We start from the raw sequence: 23,661 nt of genomic DNA, 5'->3' as shown, positions 1-23,661 counted from the left end.
CCAGGGGGGTCGGCCTCCTGCCAAGAGCTTTTCCTAAGGCTACAATGCCAATATGATCGAGCAAACCCCTCATTCCCCAAACGAGGTAACTATGGATAACTTAAGTGCTGTCATTGCGCGCGTGGCTGAAAAAATTGCCCTGGCCACTGAAGCGGTTAAAAAACTCAATCTAGATCGTACTCAACTCGAGAACAAAATTGAAGATGCGCAAAAACGCATACAACATATTTTGAGTCGCCTGCCAGAACAAAGCGATGGCCGCCAGCTGAACTTACTTGGCGAAGCGGTTGCCCCAACCAATCCAGAGGATGACAATGAGCCAACAACGCATTGAGGTAACTCTCGCCGGTCAAAAAATTACCTTGGCCACTAGCGCCGAGCATGAACCGCTGTTGCGCGCTGCCTGCACTTTAGTGGATGAACAAATCAAACTTGCTATCAATGGCGGCAATCGCAGTATTGAACGCGCCAGCATGATGGCCGCTCTTAAAATTGCAGGCGATCTCATTACCTTGCAAGCAAGCGCACAACCTTCGCAAGACCAAAGCACTACCAATCTCAACTCTGAAGAAATCTCTCGTCTTCATGATGAGATTCGATCGCTAGAAGATCAGGTAGATACTTTGATGCAAACCCTTTCCCTGCCTGGCTCGCCAAGGCCAATAGTTCCTTGAACCGATGCGCAAGCATCAGGAACGATCTTTACCTTGTGGGCGTGAGCGTTTTGATGTCTTACAGTGGCAGCCTCGAGCTGTTCACTCCCTGAGACCCTTAATGCACCCGAAGCAGAGTAGCCGTTCCACCTTGAACCCTAGGGTTCAGGATGACGGCCTAGCGGCCAAGGCGGGGAATTCATGTACCTAAGTGATATCACTTTACTTCTACTGTGCGGTAGCATCTCTGGCTTTCTAGCTGGCCTATTAGGCATTGGTGGTGGGATGATCTTGGTTCCCTTCATGATTTTGGTCTTCAATCACTTGGGGTTTCAGCAAGAACTGATTGTTCATATGGCCATTGCCACCGGTATGGCAACCATCCTCTTTACAACCTCTTCCGCCATTTGGGCGCACCATAAACACAGCTCGATTGACTGGAAGCTGGTTGCCGCATTAAGCCCTGGCATGGTGGTTGGCGGCCTGGTTGGAGGTAGCAAAATTTTTGAGGCCATCAACACTTCTTGGCTATCCCTATTTTTCGCTATTTTTATCGTTTACTCTGCAGTGCAGATGATTTTGAATAAAAAACCTACTGCCGGGCGTAATTTGCCTGGTCCAATTGGCTTGTTTTTATTTGGACTGTGTGTAGGTATGCTCGCCAGCTTGGTGGGCGCAGGTGGCGCATTCATTACCGTACCGTTTATGCTCTGGTGCAATGTGAAGCCCCATACGGCAATGGCAAGCTCATCTGGGTTGGGCTTTCCGATAGCAGCTGCAGCGACTATTGGGTACATGTATGGAAGCTGGGGTCTTCCAAATTTACCGGCAGGTTCTCTAGGGTATGTTTACGCGCCAGCAGTTGCGTGCATTGTTATTGTCAGCATCTTTACGGCGCCCATCGGTGCAAAGATGGCTAGAAAATTAGATGTAGTGCAACTGAAACGGATTTTTGGCGTAATGCTATTTTGCCTTGCCGCCTTCATGTTTAATGAAAGCCGCAAGGCCTTTGGCTTTTAGTTAGTGTACTGCTGACGCAAGATATTTTTCTGTACCTTACCCATTGCGTTGCGCGGCAAATCTGCCACGATTTCTAAACGCTTTGGAATTTTGAAATTAGCAATTTGTGTTTTCAAGGTAGCAATCATCGCTTGGGCATCCAATTTTGCCCCTGCCTTAGGAACTACAACAGCCATCACCGCTTCGCCAAAATCAGGATGCGGAATACCAATCACGGCGCTTTCATCCACCCCATCCATATCATCAATAAAGCTCTCGATTTCTTTTGGATAGACGTTATAGCCACCTGAAATAATCAAATCCTTACTACGGCCAACAATGCACAGGTAATCTTTGGGTGCTTTGCCGCCATTGGCATCACCACCCCAGCGACCAACGTCGCCGGTTTTAAACCAACCATCCTTAGTAAATTCTTCGGCAGTTTTTTCGGGCATGCGCCAGTAACCTGCAAATACATTCGGGCCTTTGACTTGAACGTTACCAATCTCATCGACTCCACATGGCTTATTGTTTTCATTGACCACACGTACTTTGACGCCTGGTAATGGCAAGCCAACTGAGCCGCCCACACGCTTACCCTTATAGGGGTTGGAGACTAACATCACGGTCTCACTCATGCCGTAGCGCTCCAGAATGGACTGTCCAGTGCGCTCAATAAATGAGTTAAATGTTTCAGTCAATAAAGGTGCCGAACCAGAAACAAAGAGACGCATATTGCGAGTCACTTCTTTAGTAAAGCCCTTATCAGCCAATAAACGTACGTAGAAAGTGGGCACGCCCATCATCACAGTGGATTTAGGCATGTAATGAATTAACTGTGCTGTATCTAGGCGTGGCAACCAAATCATCTTGCTACCATTGATCAGGGCGCCATGAGCAGCCACAAACAATCCGTGCACATGAAAAATAGGTAGGGCATGTAGCAACACATCGCCTTTTTTCCAACCCCAGAACTTCTGCAAAACCTTGGCATTGCTGCTCAGGTTCTTATGGGTCAACATCGCACCCTTACTACGCCCGGTTGTGCCGGAGGTGTAGAGGATGGCGGCCAAATCATCTTCTTTTACTGTTGCCGTCTTGAATCTGTCGCTTTGAGCACCAGCACGCTCCAATAATGTACCGGTACGGTTCTCATCTAAGGTGAAGACATGCTGAGTACCTGCCTTGAACGCTGTTTTCGAAACCCATGAGAAGTTCTTGCTACTACAGACCACTACAGCCGGCTCAGCATTCTCAAGGAAGTACCCAATCTCAGCAGCCTGGTAAGCCGTATTCAATGGAAGATATACATACCCTGCGCGAATCGTAGCAAGATAAAGAAAAAGGGCCTCTGGCGATTTTTCAACTTGTACCGCTACACGCGAACCCTTGGGCAATTTAAGGCTTTTGAGCAAATTAGCCATCTTTGCAGTGGCACGCTCCAAATCACTCCAAGAGTAATAAAGGCCATCATGCGTTTCGAGGGCGCATGACTGTTTATCTTTTGGAAAACCTTTTTCCAAGATTGAATACAAATTCATAAATACATTCCTTAAATACTGATTTTTTATACCAATGGAGGCCCCATTACCCAGTCAGATAGACCTGTAGCAATTTCGGGGAAGATGCATAGAAGAATTACAGAGAAAATCATGATGGCCACAAATGGCATCACACCGTAAATAATTTCTTTCAAAGTAATGTCGGGGGCAATATTTTTAATCACAAAAATATTCAGTCCTACCGGAGGATGTATCAGGCCAGTCTCCATGATGATAGTCATCACCACTCCAAACCAAACCAAATCAAATCCTGCAGCACGTAGCGGAGGCAAGAAAATCGGGGACGTCATCAAAATGATGGAGACTGGAGGCAAGAAAAAGCCCAAGAAGATCACCATCAGCAGCACTGCAGTCAGCAAAAGCCAGCGAGAAGTGTGTAAATCAACAATCGCTTGGGCGGCTGATTGGCTCAAGTGCAGATAACTCATGACGTTGGCAAACAACAAAGACATGCCAATAATGAACATCAACATCGCCGACTCACGAATACTGACATCTAACAATGGGTACAGGTCTTTGAAACGCCACATGCGATAAATAACGGCAATAAGCAAGAATGCAAAAACGGCGCCCAGTCCGGCTGTCTCTGCAGGGGTAGCATAACCACCATACAGAGCCACCATGACACCAATCAACAAAATCAAGAACGGCAAAACGCGTGGCAATGCGCTAATTTTTTGTTGCATGGTGTATGTCTGACGCTCCAAGATGGGGGCAGATGGAGCACCAACGTTGTAAGCCTCATAAGCACGGGCATATTCTTTTTTATAACGATAGATAGTGTATGCAGCAAAGAAGATTACCAACATGACGCCTGGACCAATCGCCGCCAGGAATAACCTACCCAATGATTGCTCTGATGCAACTGAATACAAAATCATGGTGATAGATGGTGGCAATAAAATACCCAAGGTGCCTCCTGCAGCAATGATCCCCGCTGCAAAACCTGGGGAGTAACCCCGCTTACGCATCTCCGGGATGCCAGCACTACCAATTGCTGAGCAAGTAGCAGGACTTGATCCGGCCATTGCCGCAAACAAAGCACATGCAAACACGTTTGCCACACCCAAACCACCAGGTATCTTACCCATCCACACATGGAGAGCATCGTACAAATCTTTACCAGCCCTGGAGCGTCCAATAGCCGCACCCTTCAAGATAAAGAGCGGAATAGACATTAAGGTGATACTAGACATCTCCTCATATACATTCAACGCCACCGTATCCAAAGAGGATGCGGGCATAAAGAAGTACATAAAAATAATTGCAACAATACCCAAGGCAAATGCGATGGATATTCCTGAAAACATAATCAGGAGTGTTACAAGGCCAAACAAAATACCAATAGTTAATACAGACATGCTCAGTGACCTCCACCAACTAGGTCAGAGACAACTGGTTTTCTGACAAATATTTGTAAAAAAATTTGGAAGGTCAATAAACACATCCCCGCAAACATCATTGAGTATGGAATCCAAAGGGAAGGCGCCCAAGTGGAATTCGTCACCTGCCCATCAACCCAAGCTTCAACTAGCAAATTCCAAGTCTTGATGGAAAAGAATCCAAAGAAAAGGCAGGAGATCACATCAATGATGACTCCCCTGACCTGATTGACTGGATGAGGCAATAAACCTTCTATTGCTGAAATACCAATATGCCCCCGCTTTTCTTGCACATAAGAGCTGCAAAGAAAAGTGACGCCTACCAAACAAAATAAAGCTGCTTCATCCTGCCAATCATTTGCTGCATGAAAGAGCCCGCGGGATAAGACGCTGTAGCTCAAAATCAGGGCCGATACCATCAGGGCCACTGATCCCAAAAGCATTAAAAACTTATTTAACACCGACATCCATCGGTCAAGCAGGATAAAGAGCTTCATATTATGAGATTGCTTCGGCAGAACGCATCATTGCTGCGCAGGTTTCATTACGATCAGAAAATTCCTTCCATGCAGATACTTTTGCGATAGCCTTCCATTTATCGACAGCAGCGGAATCAATGTCATAGACCTTGTTACCCGCTTTTGCAAACGCAACAGCGCAATCAATATCATCCAACTTAGCCTGCTGTGTACCGTACTTCTCCATATCTGCACCGACAGACATGATGATGTCGCGCTGGTTCTGAGGCAATGAATCAAAGACCATCTTAGACATTAGTAACGGCTCCAACATATACCAGTAGGATTTGTTCTTTGCGCTGGTGTAATTTTTTGTAAGCTCGGCCAATTTGAATGACATCAGACTGGCAGATGAGGTGTAAGCAGCCTCCAAAGAACCGGCTTGAACAGCCTGGTAGACCTCGCTTGAAGGAATGGATGTCATGACTGAACCGCCGGCAGCTTTGAGCATGGCATCAAACTCACGGCTGCCGCCACGTACTTTCACGCCCTTGATGTCGTCTGGAACAATAATCGGGCCGGTCTTGGTAGCTACGCCACCAGCTTGCCACACCCAACTCACAATCACAATCCCCTTTGACTCAAGCACCTTAGTGAGGATTTTGCCTACCTCAGCATTTTTCCAGCGCGCACCCTGCTCATAGCTGGTAACTAAGGCAGGCATCAAACCAATATTGGCTTCGACCACTTCGCCACCTGCATAAGGCATAGGATAAAAAGAGAAATCCAGCGCACCCTTACGTAGCGCGCTAAATTGCGCATTTGTCTTCATCAGGGAGGACTGTGGATAGACCTCGAACTTTAATGCGCCAGCGGTCTTTTTTTGCACTTCTTCTGCAAATTTTTTGCATAGGCGGTCACGGAAATCAGTTCCACTTGGAAACTGATGCGAAATTTTCAAACTGCGTGCATTTGCCTGCGCCCAAGTGGGCAGGTTATACATAGACAAAGAGGCGCCAGCGGCACCAAGCAGGATTTGACGACGAAATTCACTTATTTCTTTGGTATCTGACATTGCGATCTCCTAAAACTTTTTTTATTAAATTCAATCTTATGTGGATAAAGATTGTTTATTTGCTACTTCTGGCATTTTAAACACTTATGACCAGCACCTCTTTGGGTGCTATTTGGCCATTAAACGCGCTACTGCTTTTGAGTAAACGATTTCCCCATTGGAAAAACGCTCATGATTCTCCTCTACTGCACTTAAGTCATACAAATAATTCACCATCAAACCAGCCGACTGGCGCAAGCCTTTGCGAGATAAGTCACCCGCCCAATTAATGAGATGCAACCTTGCACCATTACCCAGATGAAATTTAGCTACTGGATTACCTGAGCGCCCAGTTGAAGCCAACCCTAAATAGATGCTGGCTAGACATAACAAAGCCTCTTTTTCTTTTTCAGATGCCTGATCTGGATGCCATCCCGCGCTTAAGCGCTCGCTCCAAGACTGTGTCTCTAGCTTGAGAACCGCTAGCGCCTGGTCTCTAGCAGTTTTTAAGGCCGGCTTTAAGCGCTCTGCCGGAACGCCCTCACCTAAATTGGCACCGCCAGCCACCCAATCCATAAATCCAGGAATAGGAGAAAGCGTGACAAAAGTTTTGAGTGTTGGAAACTCCGCTTGCAATGTCTCTGCAACACGCTTGATGAGGAAGTTGCCCATTGAAACCCCGCGTAAGCCGGGCTCACAGTTGCTGATCGAATAGAAAACAGCAACCTTAAATTGCGATGGTTGATCGAGCGTCTCCGCTTTTTTATCAACCAATGGCGTAATGACGGTAGGAATCTCAGGCAAAAGCGCCACTTCCACAAAGATCAAAGGCTCGCTAGGAAGTTGCGGATGAAAGAATGCAAAGCAACGACGATCAGGCTGTAAGCGGCGACGTAAATCATCCCAGCCATCAATCGCATGAACCGCCTCGTGTTGAATCAACTTCTCCAATACTTCTGCGGGGGACTTCCAATCCACCTGATGCATTTTTAGAAATCCAGGATTGAACCAAGATGAGAGTAAGTGACGCATATCAAAATCAACTGCGGCAAGCTCAGGTTTTTTATCCAAGATCTGCAATAGGTCGCGACGCATTTGCACTACCGCAGCCGTACCTTGGCTAGCGCGATTTAAGCGGCGAAATAATTCTTGGCGAGGGGACTCGGAAACTTTTTGTAGGCGAATGTAATTACGCGCACTGGCTTCAGCAACAAAATTTTGCGCAGCCTCCATCACCGATGCGGCATCTGGGTTTAACTTCTCGAAAAGATAAGTAAAAAATGCTACGTACTGATCTCTGGTTAGCTTGCGATAGTTATTCACAACATCATCGGCCATACTCACAGCATTAGATTCACCGCGCTCAGAAATAAGGCGTTTGATCGCATTATTTGCCTTGGCCAAATTACGAGCTTTTGCTAACTTTTCAAGCATTTATTGTGTTCTCTCAAAAAAGAGTGCCAAACGAATTTACTTCATTAAATCTAATGTAAGGATCATTGCAGGCGAAATCAATTAACTTTTATTGCCATTCATTAACTTAAAGTTAATTATTTGAGATTCCAGTTTATTGCATTACATTATTATTGCGATGCAACATGCGGGCTTCGGCTGCTAAAGCCAAAATATTTGGATTCGATTCGTTAACCGTGAGGTACATCAGAGCAATACGCTGCACCACCTCATACCTGCCGAGCAAGGGGGTAAATTCAATGGAATCCCCCATTAGAGCCTTAACGCGCCCGGGGAGAATGGATCGCCCCATGCCACTAGCAACCATATTCATTAAAGAAAAAATATCCCCCACCTTCATCACCAGATTGGGCTTAAAGCCAGCTAGTTCAAATACCTCATAAAAACCAGAGGTAGTGGCGAAGCCATCATGCAGGGTGAGAAACTTTTCCTCCCTGTAGTGCGCCATATCTGCCTGTGGATTTGCAGGCTGCCGCCCTTTTGAGGAGGCTAAGAACAGGCGATCTTCAAATAGTGGGACTACTTGGACATCCTCTGCTAAGCCCGCTGAGGGGGTGGCTATGATGATTGCCTCAATACTTCCCTCGTAAAGTTTTTTCATCAAATCTTCGTTAGACCCGAGAAACAAATCAATATCAAGATCAGGACGTCGAATCTTTGTGCCCATGATCAACTTGGGAATAATGTTGGCCGTTAAGGAGTACATTGAACCAAGGCGAATTTGCCCAGACTCAATGCCAGCTTTTAAGCGCGTTCTCTTGATGATGCGTTCTACATCACTCAATAGATCTGAGGCGCTTTCCGCCAAATATAGCGCCGTAGGCAAAGGCTTTAATAAACGGCCCTCTCGGATAAATAAGGGGCAGCCAATACTCTCTTCGAGTGAATGCAGCGCCTTGTGAATGCTTACTGAGCTAAGCAGTAATTCATCGGCTGTTTTGCTTAAGCTACCAGTCCTGACAAAGGAGCACAGTATTTCTAGCTTGCGTAGCGTGACCTCTTCATGCGCCATGAATTACCGAGCTCTTTCTATTTATGCCAATTTTCGCTTAGAGACCAGAAACAAAACGATTCCACAGAAGATCATTGGGAGTGATAGCCACTGCCCCATAGAAAGTCCGAGCCCCAAAAGACCTAGAAATGAATCTGGCTCACGCGCAAATTCAGCTGCGAAGCGACAGATCCCATACCCCAACAGGAATAAGCCCGAAACTTTTCCAACGGCACGTGGCTTGCTTGCGTATACCCACAAAACAATACCAAGCAAGATACCTTCACCAAGCAATTGATAAATTTGCGAAGGGTGTCTTGGAATTGCATCTACCACTGGGAAGACCATGCCCCATGGAAGGTCGGTAGGTCGCCCCCACAGCTCACCATTGATGAAGTTACCCAAGCGTCCAAACGCTAAGCCAAACGGCACTAAGGGTGCAACTAAATCACTCACAACAAAAAAAGTAGTTTTCTTTTTATAAGCAAACCACTGTAGAGCAATCAATACACCTAACAGGCCGCCATGAAAAGACATGCCCCCTTCCCAAATTTTTAGGATACTGAGAGGATGTGAGAGATAAAAACTGGGCATATAAAACAGGGTGTAACCAATGCGACCACCCAAGACTACCCCCAGAACGCCTGCGAATAAAAGATCCTCTAAATCTTTATAAGTCCAACCCAAAGTTTGATATTGCGGCATCCGAATACGCAGTCGTCCCAACGCTAAAAATTGTGCAAACGCCAAGAGGTACATTAATCCATACCAGTGAATGGCAAAAGATCCAATGCGAATGGCTGCTGGGTCAAACTGGGGATGTATCAACATAAAAAGGAGTCTTAACTTTTGGATTGATCGAAATTATGCAACTCATGGCCCAAGTCACGATAAGCCTTATAGCGATCACGTCCAGCGAGGCGCTCAGCCTCATTTACTGTGACCACCTCCACTATCCGCGGGAAACGCGCAACTAAAGCGGGTACATCGTCTGGCATGCGCATACCCAAGTGAATCAGTATGTCGGCGTGGGGAATGGCACTTAAAGTCGAAGGTGAGCAATCCATACTCAAAACAATTGGTGTTTCGATAGCTGCTTCATCTTCTATAAAACAATGGGGTAAAAATTCAGTACTGCTGAATATCCAAAGGAGCTCGTCTAATTTTTGGAGATCCGCTTTCTCACCGACCATCACAATATTTCGAACGGGCTCGCCTATCGGAGTGGCACTCCAAATCTTGCGCGTCAAACGACACGCGTACTCAAGCTTATCGCTCACATTGCTATGAAAATCAATCCGGGCCATATTGAACTAATTACCTTGCTTCAAGCAAGTAGTTCAACAGCAAAGGCACAGGGCGACCTGTTGCACCTTTTGCCGCCCCGCTTTTCCATGCTGTTCCAGCAATATCCAGATGCGCCCATTTGTACTTCTCAGTAAAGCGGGAGAGAAAACAAGCCGCAGTAATGCTGCCTGCTGGGCGGCCACCAATATTGGCTACATCTGCAAAATTTGATTTAAGCTGCTCATGATAAGCAGCATCAAGCGGCAAACGCCACACCGTATCCAATGAAGTCTGACCAGCCTTACTTAAGGCATCCACCAACTCTTGGTCGTCCGAGAACAGGCCACTATGAACATGACCCAATGCAATCACACAGGCACCCGTTAATGTCGCAACGTCAATCACTGCCTTTGGCTTAAAGCGTTCCACATAGGTTAAAGCGTCGCATAAAATCAAACGACCTTCAGCATCGGTATTGAGAATTTCAATCGTTTGACCAGACATACTCTTCACAATATCCCCGGGACGACTTGCGCCACCTGATGGCATATTTTCACAAGTAGGAACCACACCAATCACGTTCTTCTTGAGCTTCATGAGGGCTACGGCATACATGGTACCAATCACTGAAGCAGCTCCACACATGTCGTACTTCATCTCATCCATGGCCTCGCCTGGCTTGAGAGAAATCCCCCCAGTATCAAAAGTAATCCCCTTGCCAACCAACACGATCGGCGCCTCTCCGGCTTTACCGCCCTGATGACGCATCACAATAAATTGCGGCGGTGTATCTGAACCCTTGGCAACCGCTAAAAAAGATCCCATACCCAAAGCTTCAATCTGCTTTAGACCCAAGACTTCTACTTTTAAATCCGTCTTTTTACTTAAGCCCTGAGCAGTCTTGCCAAGGTATGTAGGTGTACAGATATTAGGTGGTAAATTGCCAAGATCTTTTGCCAAATTCATACCCTCAACTAGGGCGCCGCCTTCTGCAATTGCAGATTTAATGGCTTTAGCGCAGGCTTCATTACCAGCAAAGGTGAGTTGCGCAAATGAGTCGGCTGCATCCTTCGCTTTAAATTTAAGTGCTGGCTGACGAACCCCAAAGCGATAGGCCTGATCACCCGCATATTGGATAGTCAGGCGCACCTCCTGCTCAACATTATCTTGACTTACGTCTAACGCAAAGCTAGGGACATACCAAAGTGCATTTTTAATTGAGCCGCCACTCAATGCCTTTAAACCAGCACGTGCAATCTTGGCGTAAATATCCAAACCCCTGGATTTCACAAACTCACCTAAACCAATTAATAAAACGCGTTTCGCTTTGACGCCATGAGTGGCCCAGGTTTTTTCAGCTCTGATCATGCATGCATTAGCCTGCTTGCCATCCAAATCTCCAAGTGCTTGAGCACTGGCTACTGAACCACCCAAAAGACGATCTAATTCGACCAATAAACCAGTTTTCGACTTTGGATTAGCTAGCGCATCTACATCGGACTTGGAATACGCCAATACCAAGCAATCGGATGATTGCGACAAAAGCATGAGGAGGCTGGCTTTTTGTTCTTTGGAATGTTGCAGGTCAGCCAGAGGAAAAATCTTGTTGCTAAATTGAATTGTCATAATAAATGGCGATTTTTGGGGTGGATAAGTCGATTCAAAGGAGGAAAATTCATTTTTATCCATTATCCTCCGACATGCGGCTTTCGCCTTTCATTATCCAAAAACCGCTTTTTGGGCTAGAAATCTAAAATAAACTACAAAACAGTCAAAATCTCAATAATCGCCCGATTTAAATACCATTCATGATCTTTAACCAATCCCTTCGCCGCGAGCTCAGCTTTACAACGGGCGGGGTATTTTTGGTTTTAATCACCATCATGATTACTACCCTGGTGATTCGTATTCTGGGATTTGCTGCCAACGGCACGGTGAACCCCCAAGATGCCTTTGTCTTGATTGCCTTAGCTACCCTGGGCTACACAGCGGTTCTATTAACCGTCTCTTTATTTGTCGCAGTATTAATCGTATTGGTGCGATGGTACAAAGATTCGGAAATGATTGTCTGGTTTGCTAGCGGGCTGAGCGTAACTAATTTAATTCGCCCAATTTTGCAATTTGCTACACCTTTAATTGTTGTGATCGCATTACTGGCCCTTTTTGTTTGGCCTTGGTCTAATCGTGAATCCACCTTAATTAGTCAACGCTTTCAACAGCGCGATGACGTTTCGATGGTAACGGCAGGTCAATTTAAGGAATCGGCAAAGTCTCCAAGAGTCTTTTTTATCGAAGAGCTTGATATTGAAAAAAGCGAAGTAAAAAATATCTTCGTGGCCGATTCAAAGAATGGGCGTATGAATATTGCAGTTGCAGCGAACGGCTATATTCAGAATTCAGAAGGCGGAGAAAAATCAATCATCTTGCACAACGGTCGCCGCTATGAGGGCCAACCAACACAGCCTGATTTTAGGATTCTAGAATTTGACGATTACTCAACCAAGATTCGTAGCAAAGAATCTTTAGACCCCCCTCCTCGGGACCGAGAGAAGTCGGTTATGGATTTATTAAATGATCCTAATCCGCAGGCAAAAAACCCCAATCAAGCAGAACTGCTTTGGCGTATTGGCCTCCCGCTGATGGCACTTGGCCTGGTGTTGATTGCTATTCCATTGGCTTATGTCAACCCAAGGTTAGGTAACTACACCGCCATGTTTTATGCGGTATTGCTTTACTTAATCTATAGCAACCTGCTTAACCTCACTCAAAATTTTGTGTCACAAGGAAAGATCAGCGTATTGGTTGGCATTTGGCCCATCCATGCCTTGGCACTATGCATGGCCTTTGTCTTGATACGCAATCGAATTAATCCGTCCCTAAAGTGGTGGCAACGACAATTGCCAACAATCAAAGGGCGTAAATGAAATTATTGTTTCCTTACATATATGAGCGTTATTTAGCAAAGCAAATTTATGTTGCCTTTGCATTCATCTTATTTGCACTGGTAGCGCTCTTTTTATTTTTTGACATCCTCAGTGAGTTAGGCTCAGTAAAAGGTGGATACACTCTGCCACTTGCACTGTTACATGTGCTACTAAAGGCGCCAAGCCGAGTATCTGAAATTATTCCTGTTGCGGGCTTAATTGGCAGTATTTATGTTTTTGCAATGCTAGCAAGTCAGTCTGAATTTACGATTTTAAGAATCGCTGGTTTAGATGCAAAACGAGGCATCATGACTTTAGCCAAGATCGCAACTCCATTAATTTTACTAACCCTATTAATGAGTGAGCTGGTAGGCCCCTATTCTGAATCTTTGTCAGAACAAATTCGGGTGAAAGCGCTAGGCTCAGCTTATGAATCAGAGTTCAAAACTGGAGTCTGGGTCAAGGATCGCTTGCGCAATGATGATGGTAATGGACCCGTTCGACCAGGGGTTCGCTATGTCAATGTCGGAAAAATAGGGGGTGATAACGAGATCCTTAATATTCGCATGTATGAATTTGATGCGCGCTATCATCTACTCTCGATTCGCTCGGCAGCCTCAGGGCGTTTTGATCATTCGGGCACCTGGATCTTAGATGATGTCACCGAGACCCGCTTTACAGAGACGAAGCAAGCAGATCCCTTAAATCCAGTCTATTCTGCACAAACCTTGACGCATCCGATAGTCACCCTCCAATCTGAAGTGACACCCCAAATTCTGAGCGTCCTACTGGTCAGCCCCGAGAAAATGTCGATTGTTAGCCTAGGGCGCTTCATCTCTCATTTAAAAGAGAATAATCAAGATGCCCATCGTCAGTTAATTGCGTTCTGGAAAAAAGTAATTTATCCATTCACCATCTTTGTCATGCTGACTTTGGCACTCCCTTTTGCTTACATGAAAGTGCGAGCTGGTGGTGTAGGCATCAAAGTATTTGGCGGCATCATGCTGGGTATGAGTTTTCAGCTTTTCAACTCCTTGTTCTCTAATATCGGCATCCTTGGTGCCTGGCCTGCAGTGGTGACGGCAGCTATGCCTCCCCTCTTATATTTCTGTTTAGCGATTGTTTCCTTAAATCGAGTTTCTCGGGTTTAATGCCCTAAAATAATATAGAATTTGATTTCTATATCTATGTAGATATATAGATCGGAATCAATATGAACCTGCATCAATTTCGTTTTGTACGGGAAGCGGTACGACAAAACTTTAATCTGACGACAGCTGCCAAAGCCCTCTTCACTTCTCAGCCGGGAGTTTCCAAGGCCATTATTGAATTGGAGGATGAGCTCGGCGTTGAAATCTTTCGACGCCACGGCAAGCGCATACGCTCTCTTACAGAGCCTGGCAAGCGCATCTTGGTTTCGATTGAGCGCATTTTGGATGAAGTCGAAACACTCAAGCGCGTCGGTAAAGACTTTGCCAGCCAAGATCAAGGCAGCTTTGTCATTGCCACTACCCACACTCAAGCGCGCTATGCTCTGCCGAAAGTGCTGACAGAATTTACCAAGCGCTTTCCAAAGGTCCGGGTCAGCATTCAGCAAGGTAACCCCGGTCAAATTGCAGAGCTCTTAATTCATGATCGTGCAGACATCGCTATTGCTACAGAAGGCATTGCCAATACACCCGGTGTACTAGCGCTCCCAGGCTACCAATGGCAGCACGTCATCATGGTGCCATTAAGCCACCCGCTTCTTAATCAAGCTAGCATTACCCTGGAAGAAATTGCCAAGTATCCGATCATTACTTATGACAAAGCTTTTGCTGGACGCAGCAAAATTGATGCGGCATTCGCCCAGCGCAATTTAAGTCCCGATATTGTTCTGGAGGCAATTGATGCCGACGTGATTAAAACCTATGTAGAAACGGGTATGGGTGTCGGGATTGTATCGGGGCTGGCGCATGATGCCGAACGTGATCGCAATCTTAAGGTGATTCCAGTGGGGCACTTGTTTGGCAACAACGTCACTCATCTCGGTGTAAAACAAGGCGCCTATCTGCGCTCTTTTGTCTTCACTTTTATTGAACTCTTCTCACCCACCCTCACAAAGAAAATAGTTGAGCAAGCAATGTCGAGCGAGTCGGAAACTTACGAGATCTAAAATTTTTGAGGGAATCAAGAGGGCAATGGCCATCTGAATTGGTGCCCCGGGGCGGACTCGAACCGCCACGCCTTGCGGCACCGGATTTTGAGTCCGGCACGTCTACCAATTCCATCACCGGGGCAGGTGTTTGCAGTGGAAATTCTGCTTAATTAACTACTTTGTTGCTGCTAAGACATAAGAGTGTAACAAAAAATGCTTGGCTCCCCCTACCTTTGCTTGGTAAGCCCTTAAAATAGAGTCCTATAGCCAAATTATTAAGAGGACTTACTGTATGGCCGGCCATTCAAAATGGGCCAATATTCAACACCGCAAAGGTCGTCAAGATGAGAAACGCGGGAAGATTTGGACCAAACTGATTAAAGAAATCACTGTTGCAGCTAAATTAGGCGGGGGAGATATCCCTACCAACCCGCGCTTGCGTCTTGCAATTGATAAAGCAAAAGATGCCAACATGCCCAACGACAACGTACAAAGAGCGATTGCCCGTGGTACAGGCTCCCTTGAGGGCGTGAACTACGAGGAAATTCGTTATGAGGGTTACGGAATTAATGGTGCTGCAATCATCGTCGATTGCATGACCGATAATCGCACTCGCACGGTTGCCGAAGTACGTCATGCATTTAATAAATATGGTGGCAATATGGGTACAGAAGGTTCAGTTGCTTTCCTATTTAAACATTGCGGTCAGATGCTCTTTGCACCCGGCACCAATGAAGATCAACTCATGGAAATAGCCCTGGATGCTGGTGCCGAGGATGTTATCAGTCATGACGATGGCTCTTTCGAGGTTTTAACACCAGTGCCTGAATTTACACAGGTGCAGGAAGTACTTGAGAGGGCTGGCCTGAAACCCGAATTAGCCACTGTCACCATGCGCCCTGAGACTGAAATCGCCTTGGATGCAGAACAGGCTGAAAGCATGCAGAAACTGTTAGATGCATTAGAGAACCTAGATGATGTTCAAGAAGTCTTCTCGAATGCCGCCATCTAAACGGTGCCACTACAAACTATTCATTAATTTATTAAGCAAATTGCTATGAAAATTCTACTTATTGGATCTGGCGGACGCGAACATGCCCTTGCATGGAAATTGGCCCAATCATCTCAGGTGCAAACGGTTTATGTCGCACCTGGAAATGGTGGTACCGCCACAGCAAAACAAACCGCTGCAGGCATTGTGAATTTACCTATCAGCGACCTGCAAGGCCTAGCTGATTTTGCCAAACGTGAAAAAATTCATTTAACTGTTGTTGGCCCTGAAGCGCCTTTGGCTGCTGGTATTGTGGATGTATTCCGCAATAATGGTTTGCGTATTTTTGGACCAACACAATTAGCCGCCCAATTGGAGTCCTCTAAAGATTTTTCTAAAGCTTTTATGAAACGTCATGGCATTCCTACGGCAGACTATCAAACTTTCTCCAGTGCACTAGAGGCGCACGCCTATATTGATGCAAAAGGTGCGCCGATTGTGATTAAGGCTGATGGCTTAGCAGCCGGTAAAGGTGTTGTGGTTGCAATGACTGTAGATGAAGCGCATGCAGCAGTAGATATGATGTTGGCCAACAACAAGCTTGGTAACGCAGGCGCCCGTGTCGTGATTGAAGAATTTCTGACTGGTGAAGAAGCTAGCTTTATTGTTTTGGTTGACGGTAAAAATGTGCTCGCCTTGGCAACTAGCCAAGATCACAAGCGCTTGCTTGATGCCGATCAAGGCCCTAATACCGGGGGAATGGGCGCCTACTCCCCTGCCCCAGTGGTCACACCAGAGATTCATGCGCGCGCACTGCGCGAGGTAATCATGCCAACGGTGAAGGGTATGGAAGCAGATGGCATTCCCTATACCGGCTTCTTGTATGCTGGCCTCATGATTTCTCCGGATGGAAAAATTAAAACCCTAGAATTTAATTGTCGTATGGGCGATCCTGAAACGCAACCAATCATGGCGCGCTTGCGCAGTGATTTGGTAAACGCTTTAGATCACGCCGTCGATGGCAAACTCAATGAAGTTGAACTCGAATGGGATCGCCGCACAGCCTTAGGGGTAGTGCTGGCTGCGCATAACTATCCGGATACCCCACGCAATGGCGATGTGATTACTGGCATTCCGGCGGATACAGAAGATCAATTAAGCTTTCATGCTGGCACCAAACTTCAGGATGACAAGTTGGTCACTTCTGGTGGCCGTGTGATGTGCGTGGTTGGTTTAGCCGATACCGTACGTGGCGCTCAACAAAAAGCGTATGACGCGATTGCAAAAATTCAATTTGATGGCATGCAATACCGCACAGATATTGGCTATCGCGCCGTTAAATAAAGAACATCTTGTCTTCAAGCACACAAACTCAAATCGACATTGCCGCCCTAAAAAATTACTTTTTGGGTTTGCAGGATCGCATTACTAGCGCAATGAGTGCGCTCGATGGCAAAGCCTTCGTTGCCGATGAGTGGCACAAACCCGAAAATAGCAAGCTGAAAGGGTATGGGCGCACCTGTATTTTGGACGGTGGCTCGATCCTAGAAAAAGGTGGCGTAGGTTTTTCACATGTCCGTGGCGAACAGATGCCACCCTCAGCATCTCATCACCGCCCAGAAATAGCTGGTCGTAGTTTTGAGGCAATGGGGGTATCACTTGTTTTTCATCCCAACAATCCACATGTACCTACCACTCATATGAATGTGCGCTGCTTTATTGCGCAAGCGCCAGATCAAGAGCCGGTATGGTGGTTTGGGGGAGGTTTTGATTTAACCCCTTACTACGGGGTTGAGGAGGACTGCAGACACTTTCATCAAACCGCCAAGAATGCACTTGAACCTTTTGGTGAAGATCTCCACCCCCGCTTTAAAAAATGGTGTGATGAGTACTTCTATTTAAAACATCGCGAGGAACCTCGTGGTATTGGCGGCATCTTCTTTGATGACTTTAACTCCCTTGGATTTGAAGCCAGTTTTGCGATGACACGTGCTGTTGGAGATGCATTTGTTGATGCCTATTTGCCTATCGTTGAGAAGCGCTATAAAACACCTTTTACAGCGGCAGAAAAATCATTCCAAGAATATCGTCGTGGACGATATGTGGAATACAACCTCATTTTTGATCGCGGCACTATTTTTGGGTTGCACTCTGGTGGTCGCACAGAATCTATCCTGATGTCGATGCCTCCAGTGGTCCAATGGCGCTATAACTGGCAACCTGAACCAGGAACCCCAGAAGCACGGCTATACGATTTTTATTTAAAGCCGCGTGACTGGTTAGCTTAATTTGAATACCCTGAAGAAAATTGGGATATTGGGTGGGACTTTTGATCCACCACATATTGGACACCTCAAACTTGCAACCCATTTTGCCAAACTGCTCCACTTAGATGAATTGCTGCTCATCCCGAGTGGTCAACCATGGCAAAAAAAGCGACACCATCACATCTGCTCAAGTGCGCTTTAGTTTGATTGAGGCTGCTGCCATCGATTTAGCTAGGGCTTTTCTGTATTTGAAGATTCCAACCAAAATCGGGGTAGATCGGATTGAGATTGATCGGGCTGGCCCGAGCTACGCAATCGATACCGCGCTTTCACTTAGGGAGCGTTACGGCAAAGACGCTAGCCTCATTTGGTTAATGGGGGCAGACTCCCTAATTGGGCTGCCCAGTTGGAAATCTTGGAAAGACCTGATCAATCAAGTCAATATTGCTGCAGCCAGCCGACCCCATCATGATCTACAGAAAGAATTGAGCCCAGAAATGGCGCAATTACTGAAAAACCAAGGTGCCAATGGGCTTGAGGTACTTGCAAATCAAGCATATGGCCACATATATATTGATAACAAGCTTTCGATCGATCTCTCATCTACCGAACTGAGAAATCACCTTAAAACAAGCGCTCGGACTACGGTGGCCTCCGAGCAAATCCCTGCACATGCTTTTGAAATCATCACAAATCTAGGCTTATATCAATAATCAAGCTAAGATCACCCTATAAAGATAACTGAGAAATTATGGAATTACGCAAATTACAACGTGTCATCATTGACGCACTAGAGGACGTCAAGGCGCAAGATATTCGCGTCTATGACACCACCAAATTAAGCGAGCTATTTGATCGGGTCATTATTGCCACTGGCTCTAGTAATCGCCAAACGCGCTCTTTGGCGATGTCCGTTAAAGAGGATGTGAATGCCAAGGGCGGCGAAGTCATTTCTGTTGAAGGCTTGGAAACTGGTGAATGGGTTTTGGTCGACTGCGGAGATATCGTTGTTCATATTCTGCAACCGATGCTGCGCTCATACTATCAACTTGAGGGTATGTGGGGTGCAAAACCGGTCCGAGTGAAGCTGGCTGGCGAAAAGGGCTTAGTGAAAGCAAGTGAGTCTAATGATGAGGATGACGATTAAGTCTTCTCATCTTTAGTTCCTAACTGGTTCAATTGGGCTCATGCGCTTAACAATCGTTTCCGTTGGTCATAAGATGCCAGACTGGGTGATAGCTGCTACCCATGATTACATCAAGCGCATGCCTGCCGATTGCAGCATTGAAATTAAAGAGATCAAGCCAGACTTAACGCCCGCTAAAGAGGCAATTAAAATCGCTGCGGCAATACCAAAAGGTTCACGAGTCATTGCACTTGATGAGCGCGGCAAAGATCAAACCACCCAAAATCTAGCCACTCAATTAGCGAACTGGCGACAAGAGGGTTTTGATATTACCTTCTTAATTGGTGGTGCTGATGGTTTAGATCCAAGCCTCAAGCAGACAGCGCAAGCCATGTGGCGCTTATCAAGCTTAACCTTGCCCCACGCCATGGCACGCGTTCTGTTGGTTGAGCAGCTATATCGAGCCTGGACGATTCTGCAGGGACACCCCTATCATCGTGAATAATCATTCCTTCATCTATCTCGCCTCTCAGAGTCCACGCCGGCAAGAGCTTCTCAAGCAGTTAGGGGTGCAATTTGAGATGCTGCTGCCAAGTCCCGAGGAAGATAGCGAGTCTATCGAGATACCCCTGCCCCATGAAAAAGCCCGTGACTATGTAGAACGTGTCACCTTGGCCAAAAGTACTGCGGCCTTGCAACGCTGGAAGGAGCGTCAATTACCTTGGGCCCCAATCTTATGTGCAGATACTACCGTTAGCCTGCCAGATGATCCCAAAGGAGAAATCCTAGGTAAACCAGCAGATGCATTGGATGCAGATCGCATTTTGACCATGCTCAGCGGCAAAGTACATGAAGTACTCACTGCGGTTGCGATCACGCCTGCCCTAGACTTCAAGCCACTGTGCATCGTGCAAGTTTCGAAAGTTCAATTTGCCGCGCTTTCAGAGCAGGATATAGCCACTTATATTGCCAGCGGTGAGCCATTTGGCAAGGCTGGCGCCTATGGCATTCAGGGTCTTGGGGGATCACTCATCCCCAGCATTGAAGGCAGCTATAGCGGTATTATGGGACTTCCGCTACATGAAACCAGAGAGCTACTCAATCGCGCTAAAGTGACACGCAAATGAATGAAGAGATACTGATTAACATCACCCCCCAAGAAACTCGGGTTGCACTCATTCAACAAGGCGCTGTCCAAGAATTGCAAATTGAGCGTACTCGTCAACGCGGCATCGTTGGCAATATTTATTTAGCAAAAGTAGTACGCGTTCTCCCTGGAATGCAGTCTGCTTTTATTGAGATTGGTCTCGAGCGCACTGCATTTATACATGTTGCTGACATCACCCAAAACAATCCACAGGCTCAAATAGAAAAACTGCTATTTGAAGGTCAAACTTTGCTAGTGCAAGTTTTAAAAGATCCTCTAGGGACTAAAGGCGCTAGATTAACAACCCAACTGAGTATTGCCGGCAGAAATCTAGTGTATCTCCCACCTGCTGGTAGCGATCTTGCGGTAGAAAAATATATTGGCGTATCTCAGCGCATCGATCAACCAGAAGATCGTGAGGCTATTAAGGCCCGCTTAGCGCGTTTAATGCCTCCTGATGAGAAAGGGGGTCTAATTGTGCGCACCAGCGCACAAGATGCCAGCGATAGCGAACTTGAGCATGACATGCATTACCTACGAACGACTTGGCAAAATATTCGGGCGGCAGCCAATCATCAAGCTGCACCAGCACTGCTTTACCAAGACCTCAGTCTCGCTGAGCGGGTTTTACGAGATGTCGCTGGCGAAGATACATCTCAAATTCGGGTGGACTCGGCAGAGAATTTTGAAAAGTTAAAAGCGTTTGCCACGCTCTATATGCCAAATCTTTTGGATAAATTAACCCTGCATCGTGGTGAGCGCGCCCTGTTTGATTTATTTGATGTTGATGCCGAAATCAATAAGGCGCTGGGACGTCGCGTTGATCTTAAGTCTGGCGGTTATCTCATGATTGATCAAACGGAGTCCATGACGACTGTTGACGTCAATACCGGAAGTTATGTTGGGGCACGCAATCTCGATGACACGGTCTTTAAAACCAACTTAGAAGCAGCCCAAGCAATTGCACGCCAGCTCCGTCTGCGCAACTTAGGCGGTATTATCATCATTGATTTTATTGACATGCTTGGCAAAGACTACCAAGAGTTAGTTTTACATGAACTCAAACGTAATCTAGAGCGTGATCATGCAAGAACTTCAGTCAGTGATTTTTCCGCTCTTGGTTTGGTTGAGATGACTCGCAAGCGTACCCGTGAATCGTTAGCACATATTACCTGTGAGCCTTGTTCTAGCTGCGCTGGCAAAGGCGAGGTAAAAACTGCACAAACCATCTGCTATGAGATTTTTCGAGAAATTGTCCGTGAACATCGTCAATTCAACCCGAGAGAATTTCGAATTGTGGCCGCACCCGATGTCATTGATTTATTCCTTGAAGAAGAAAATCAATTCTTAGCTCAATTAGGCGACTTTATTAATAAGCCAATCAAACTTCAATCAGAAAGTAGTTTCCGCCAAGAGCAATACGATATCGTTTTAAGTTAAGCATTCGAAAACTGGATGCGGTGCAAGTTAGCATACAAACCATCACGCCCAATCAGCTCAGCATGCGAACCGGCTTCTGCGATCTCGCCTTGCTCTAAAACCACTATTCGATTGGCATGTTCAATAGTCGACAAGCGGTGTGCAATGACTAGAGTCGTTCTGCCAACCATGAGGTGCTCTAAAGCATCCTGAACCTGACGCTCAGACTCCGAATCCAAAGCCGAAGTAGCCTCATCCAAAATTAAGATGGGTGCATCTTTATATATTGCCCTAGCAATAGCGAGACGTTGACGCTGACCGCCAGATAAACGATTACCGTTATCCCCAATCAAAGTATCTATACCTTCAGGCAGCTCCTGCATCAGGGCAGACAGATTAGCAGCCTCCAAAGCCTTGATGACACGAGCACGATCCACCCCTTCATCGCCCACTGCACCATATGCCACATTGGCTGCAATAGTGTCATTAAATAAAATCACATCCTGGCTAACAAATGCGATTTGCTTTCTGAGGTCTGACAAACGAATTTGATCCAAGGGAATACCATCTAACAAGATGCGCCCACTAGTAGGTATATAAAAACGTGGAATGAGACTTACCAGAGTTGATTTACCACCACCGGATGGGCCCACAAACGCTACTACTTCGCCCGGTTCAATTGTTAAGTTAATTTCCTTTAGCGCATCTTGTCGCCCTACTTCCTGCGCATAAGAAAATCCAACATGCTCAAATGTAATGGCACCACTAGCTTTATCCAAGCTTTGCATTGCTTGCTGCCGCCCCTCATCTTCCTCAATCGGCTCATCCATCATGGCAAAGATCATTTCTGCGGCAGTTAAGCCTCGCTGTAGTGGTTGATTGACATCAGCCAAATGTTTTAGCGGCGAAATGACTAACATCATTGCGGTAATAAAAGCTGCAAACCCACCAACAGTCGTACCTTCAGAGGTAGACTGCATCAAGGCAATCACCAAAACAATGGACAGTGCCATAGAGGCAATCAACTGTGTAATGGGTTGATTTAAACCGCCAGCTACCGCTGATTTCATGGCAAATTGGCGTAAGCGTTCAGCCTTATTCATGAAGCGCCGCATCTCATACTCTTCTGCACCATGCACTTTGACAACTTTATATCCAGCCGCAGATTCTTCAACGATATATGCAAGGTCACTGGTTAAGGTTTGCTGCTCACGATTTAGAGACCGTAGGCGACGATTAATTTTGCTCATAATGAGCGCAATGACCGGGAAAATAACCAAGACAACTAGCGTCAATTTCCAGTTCAAATAAATCAGATAACCCATTAAACCAACTACGGTGAGAGAATCGCGCACCAAACTAATCAGCATGCTGCCCATAATGGTGAGTACGTTATTCACCTCAAAAACCACTGCATTAATTAAGTTGGAAGCAGAATTTTTCTGAAAAAAGGCTGTTTTAGCGCGCAGCAAAGTATGAAACATTTGCTCTCGTAGCTTTAAAAGCACTTCATTAATCACGCGAGTTAATAAATAATTAGATAAAAATTGAGCCAAACTACGTACTAGAGCCAAGCCAACCAAAAATACCGGCACCTGCCAGAGCTTGCTATTTAATTGGCCTGTGAAGCCACGATCCAGCAAAGGCTTCATTAAGGCAGGGATGGAGGTTTCAGCGCCCGCCACCAAAGCCATAGCCAATAAAGACCCAATAATCAGGCCAATATGGGGTTTGAGGTAGGCAATTAAGCGATTTAGAGCAGTACGGTCTTGAGCATTCATATAATGAATT

At 46.2% G+C, this 23,661-nt stretch carries 21 protein-coding genes, 1 tRNA gene, 1 other RNA gene and 3 pseudogenes; 15 read left to right on the top strand and 11 right to left on the bottom strand.

Annotated elements, in window-relative coordinates; translation table 11 throughout:
* Nucleotides 1-52: 52 nt before the first annotated feature.
* From BOQ04_RS04360 to BOQ04_RS04345, 4 genes and pseudogenes are all read left to right on the top strand, one after another.
* On the top strand, nt 53-334 hold the full coding sequence (locus BOQ04_RS04360; RefSeq protein ID WP_076023557.1) for a hypothetical protein: 282 nt from the start codon (nt 53-55) through the stop codon (nt 332-334).
* Nucleotides 309-536 (top strand): annotated as a pseudogene (locus BOQ04_RS11055) (cell division protein ZapA); the annotation flags it as partial. The gene BOQ04_RS04360 and the pseudogene BOQ04_RS11055, both read left to right, overlap by 26 nt.
* Nucleotides 537-635: 99 nt before the next feature.
* Nucleotides 636-854, top strand: a non-coding RNA gene (gene ssrS, locus BOQ04_RS04350) — 6S RNA.
* Complete coding sequence (locus BOQ04_RS04345; protein ID WP_076023556.1) at nt 855-1,673, top strand: sulfite exporter TauE/SafE family protein; 819 nt, start codon at nt 855-857, stop codon at nt 1,671-1,673. It abuts the RNA gene before it with no gap.
* Here the strand turns inward: BOQ04_RS04345 and BOQ04_RS04340 are convergent.
* The 9 genes from BOQ04_RS04340 to BOQ04_RS04300 all read right to left on the bottom strand — a co-directional run bounded on the left by BOQ04_RS04340 (nt 1,670) and on the right by BOQ04_RS04300 (nt 11,479).
* Entirely contained in the window at nt 1,670-3,193 is a 1,524-nt protein-coding gene (locus BOQ04_RS04340; RefSeq protein ID WP_076023555.1) for a malonate--CoA ligase, read from the bottom strand. The genes BOQ04_RS04345 and BOQ04_RS04340 overlap by 4 nt on opposite strands.
* Nucleotides 3,194-3,219: 26 nt before the next feature.
* A complete protein-coding gene (locus BOQ04_RS04335; RefSeq protein WP_076023554.1) occupies nt 3,220-4,575 on the bottom strand; it encodes a TRAP transporter large permease in 1,356 nt (451 codons plus the stop codon).
* 2 nt (nt 4,576-4,577) lie between these two features.
* A complete protein-coding gene (locus BOQ04_RS04330; RefSeq protein ID WP_233126634.1) occupies nt 4,578-5,093 on the bottom strand; it encodes a TRAP transporter small permease in 516 nt (171 codons plus the stop codon).
* A gap of 1 nt (nt 5,094) precedes the next feature.
* Entirely contained in the window at nt 5,095-6,129 is a 1,035-nt protein-coding gene (gene dctP / locus BOQ04_RS04325; protein ID WP_076023553.1) for a TRAP transporter substrate-binding protein DctP, read from the bottom strand.
* Between the two features lie 108 nt (nt 6,130-6,237).
* The gene (locus tag BOQ04_RS04320; protein ID WP_076023552.1) at nt 6,238-7,542 is read right to left on the bottom strand and encodes a malonyl-CoA decarboxylase; all 1,305 of its coding nucleotides are present in this window, start codon (nt 7,540-7,542) and stop codon (nt 6,238-6,240) included.
* Between the two features lie 133 nt (nt 7,543-7,675).
* Entirely contained in the window at nt 7,676-8,593 is a 918-nt protein-coding gene (locus BOQ04_RS04315; RefSeq protein WP_076023551.1) for a LysR family transcriptional regulator, read from the bottom strand.
* Nucleotides 8,594-8,614: 21 nt separating this feature from the next.
* Complete coding sequence (gene lgt / locus BOQ04_RS04310) at nt 8,615-9,403, bottom strand: prolipoprotein diacylglyceryl transferase (protein ID WP_076023550.1); 789 nt, start codon at nt 9,401-9,403, stop codon at nt 8,615-8,617.
* 11 nt (nt 9,404-9,414) lie between these two features.
* Nucleotides 9,415-9,879 (bottom strand): DNA polymerase III subunit chi, encoded by a 465-nt coding sequence (locus BOQ04_RS04305; RefSeq protein WP_076023549.1) that lies wholly within the window; start codon nt 9,877-9,879, stop codon nt 9,415-9,417.
* A gap of 10 nt (nt 9,880-9,889) precedes the next feature.
* Nucleotides 9,890-11,479, bottom strand: a complete 1,590-nt coding sequence (locus BOQ04_RS04300) for a leucyl aminopeptidase (RefSeq protein ID WP_420875836.1) — start codon at nt 11,477-11,479, stop codon at nt 9,890-9,892.
* A 188-nt stretch (nt 11,480-11,667) separates the two neighbouring features.
* Between BOQ04_RS04300 and lptF the strand changes: the two genes are divergently transcribed.
* The 3 genes from lptF to BOQ04_RS04285 all read left to right on the top strand — a co-directional run bounded on the left by lptF (nt 11,668) and on the right by BOQ04_RS04285 (nt 14,938).
* Nucleotides 11,668-12,783: an LPS export ABC transporter permease LptF gene (gene lptF, locus BOQ04_RS04295; protein WP_076023548.1), complete on the top strand. Its 1,116-nt coding sequence runs from the start codon at nt 11,668-11,670 to the stop codon at nt 12,781-12,783.
* Nucleotides 12,780-13,934 (top strand): LPS export ABC transporter permease LptG, encoded by a 1,155-nt coding sequence (gene lptG, locus BOQ04_RS04290; RefSeq protein WP_076023547.1) that lies wholly within the window; start codon nt 12,780-12,782, stop codon nt 13,932-13,934. Before lptF ends, lptG begins: the two co-directional genes overlap by 4 nt.
* A 62-nt stretch (nt 13,935-13,996) precedes the next feature.
* On the top strand, nt 13,997-14,938 hold the full coding sequence (locus tag BOQ04_RS04285; RefSeq protein ID WP_076023546.1) for a CysB family HTH-type transcriptional regulator: 942 nt from the start codon (nt 13,997-13,999) through the stop codon (nt 14,936-14,938).
* 39 nt (nt 14,939-14,977) lie between these two features.
* On the opposite strand, the gene BOQ04_RS04280 is transcribed toward BOQ04_RS04285, so the two are convergent.
* A tRNA-Leu gene (locus BOQ04_RS04280) sits at nt 14,978-15,062 on the bottom strand.
* A 150-nt stretch (nt 15,063-15,212) separates the two neighbouring features.
* Here BOQ04_RS04280 and BOQ04_RS04275 point away from each other — a divergent pair.
* The 8 genes and pseudogenes from BOQ04_RS04275 to rng all read left to right on the top strand — a co-directional run bounded on the left by BOQ04_RS04275 (nt 15,213) and on the right by rng (nt 21,891).
* A complete protein-coding gene (locus BOQ04_RS04275; protein ID WP_076023545.1) occupies nt 15,213-15,932 on the top strand; it encodes a YebC/PmpR family DNA-binding transcriptional regulator in 720 nt (239 codons plus the stop codon).
* Nucleotides 15,933-15,977: 45 nt separating this feature from the next.
* Nucleotides 15,978-17,255, top strand: coding sequence for a phosphoribosylamine--glycine ligase (purD, locus tag BOQ04_RS04270; protein ID WP_076023544.1), 1,278 nt, complete (start codon nt 15,978-15,980; stop codon nt 17,253-17,255).
* Between the two features lie 32 nt (nt 17,256-17,287).
* Entirely contained in the window at nt 17,288-18,199 is a 912-nt protein-coding gene (gene hemF, locus BOQ04_RS04265; protein WP_076023833.1) for an oxygen-dependent coproporphyrinogen oxidase, read from the top strand.
* A gap of 1 nt (nt 18,200) precedes the next feature.
* A pseudogene (nadD, locus tag BOQ04_RS04260) lies at nt 18,201-18,891 on the top strand (nicotinate (nicotinamide) nucleotide adenylyltransferase).
* Between the two features lie 38 nt (nt 18,892-18,929).
* Nucleotides 18,930-19,322, top strand: a pseudogene (rsfS, locus tag BOQ04_RS04255) (ribosome silencing factor); the annotation flags it as partial.
* A 43-nt stretch (nt 19,323-19,365) separates the two neighbouring features.
* Nucleotides 19,366-19,809: a 23S rRNA (pseudouridine(1915)-N(3))-methyltransferase RlmH gene (gene rlmH, locus BOQ04_RS04250; RefSeq protein WP_076023542.1), complete on the top strand. Its 444-nt coding sequence runs from the start codon at nt 19,366-19,368 to the stop codon at nt 19,807-19,809.
* Entirely contained in the window at nt 19,802-20,431 is a 630-nt protein-coding gene (locus tag BOQ04_RS04245; protein WP_198929281.1) for a Maf family protein, read from the top strand. The genes rlmH and BOQ04_RS04245 overlap by 8 nt, the downstream gene beginning before the upstream one ends.
* Nucleotides 20,428-21,891, top strand: coding sequence for a ribonuclease G (rng, locus tag BOQ04_RS04240; RefSeq protein WP_076023541.1), 1,464 nt, complete (start codon nt 20,428-20,430; stop codon nt 21,889-21,891). Before BOQ04_RS04245 ends, rng begins: the two co-directional genes overlap by 4 nt.
* Here rng and msbA read toward each other — a convergent pair.
* On the bottom strand, nt 21,888-23,651 hold the full coding sequence (msbA, locus tag BOQ04_RS04235; protein WP_076023831.1) for a lipid A export permease/ATP-binding protein MsbA: 1,764 nt from the start codon (nt 23,649-23,651) through the stop codon (nt 21,888-21,890). The genes rng and msbA overlap by 4 nt on opposite strands.
* Between the last annotated feature and the right edge of the window lie 10 nt (nt 23,652-23,661).

The organism is Polynucleobacter sphagniphilus, assembly GCF_001953355.1.
Lineage (GTDB): Bacteria > Pseudomonadota > Gammaproteobacteria > Burkholderiales > Burkholderiaceae > Polynucleobacter > Polynucleobacter sphagniphilus.
The sequence above is the reverse complement of the archived record's forward strand: the minus strand, read 5'-3'. Positions and strand labels throughout refer to the sequence as shown.

Excerpts from the sequence above, each read along its gene's own strand:
- dctP (WP_076023553.1), bottom strand. The coding sequence starts at position 6,129 with ATGTCAGATACCAAAGAAATAAGTGAATTTCGTCGTCAAATCCTGCTT.
- BOQ04_RS04345 (WP_076023556.1), top strand. The coding sequence starts at position 855 with ATGTACCTAAGTGATATCACTTTACTTCTACTGTGCGGTAGCATCTCT.
- purD (WP_076023544.1), top strand. The coding sequence starts at position 15,978 with ATGAAAATTCTACTTATTGGATCTGGCGGACGCGAACATGCCCTTGCA.
- rlmH (WP_076023542.1), top strand. The coding sequence starts at position 19,366 with ATGCGCTTAACAATCGTTTCCGTTGGTCATAAGATGCCAGACTGGGTG.
- BOQ04_RS04305 (WP_076023549.1), bottom strand. The coding sequence starts at position 9,879 with ATGGCCCGGATTGATTTTCATAGCAATGTGAGCGATAAGCTTGAGTAC.
- BOQ04_RS04335 (WP_076023554.1), bottom strand. The coding sequence starts at position 4,575 with ATGTCTGTATTAACTATTGGTATTTTGTTTGGCCTTGTAACACTCCTG.
- msbA (WP_076023831.1), bottom strand. The coding sequence starts at position 23,651 with ATGAATGCTCAAGACCGTACTGCTCTAAATCGCTTAATTGCCTACCTC.
- BOQ04_RS04330 (WP_233126634.1), bottom strand. The coding sequence starts at position 5,093 with ATGAAGCTCTTTATCCTGCTTGACCGATGGATGTCGGTGTTAAATAAG.
- BOQ04_RS04285 (WP_076023546.1), top strand. The coding sequence starts at position 13,997 with ATGAACCTGCATCAATTTCGTTTTGTACGGGAAGCGGTACGACAAAAC.
- BOQ04_RS04315 (WP_076023551.1), bottom strand. The coding sequence starts at position 8,593 with ATGGCGCATGAAGAGGTCACGCTACGCAAGCTAGAAATACTGTGCTCC.
- lgt (WP_076023550.1), bottom strand. The coding sequence starts at position 9,403 with ATGTTGATACATCCCCAGTTTGACCCAGCAGCCATTCGCATTGGATCT.
- lptF (WP_076023548.1), top strand. The coding sequence starts at position 11,668 with ATGATCTTTAACCAATCCCTTCGCCGCGAGCTCAGCTTTACAACGGGC.
- BOQ04_RS04340 (WP_076023555.1), bottom strand. The coding sequence starts at position 3,193 with ATGAATTTGTATTCAATCTTGGAAAAAGGTTTTCCAAAAGATAAACAG.
- BOQ04_RS04320 (WP_076023552.1), bottom strand. The coding sequence starts at position 7,542 with ATGCTTGAAAAGTTAGCAAAAGCTCGTAATTTGGCCAAGGCAAATAAT.
- lptG (WP_076023547.1), top strand. The coding sequence starts at position 12,780 with ATGAAATTATTGTTTCCTTACATATATGAGCGTTATTTAGCAAAGCAA.
- BOQ04_RS04275 (WP_076023545.1), top strand. The coding sequence starts at position 15,213 with ATGGCCGGCCATTCAAAATGGGCCAATATTCAACACCGCAAAGGTCGT.
- BOQ04_RS04360 (WP_076023557.1), top strand. The coding sequence starts at position 53 with ATGATCGAGCAAACCCCTCATTCCCCAAACGAGGTAACTATGGATAAC.
- rng (WP_076023541.1), top strand. The coding sequence starts at position 20,428 with ATGAATGAAGAGATACTGATTAACATCACCCCCCAAGAAACTCGGGTT.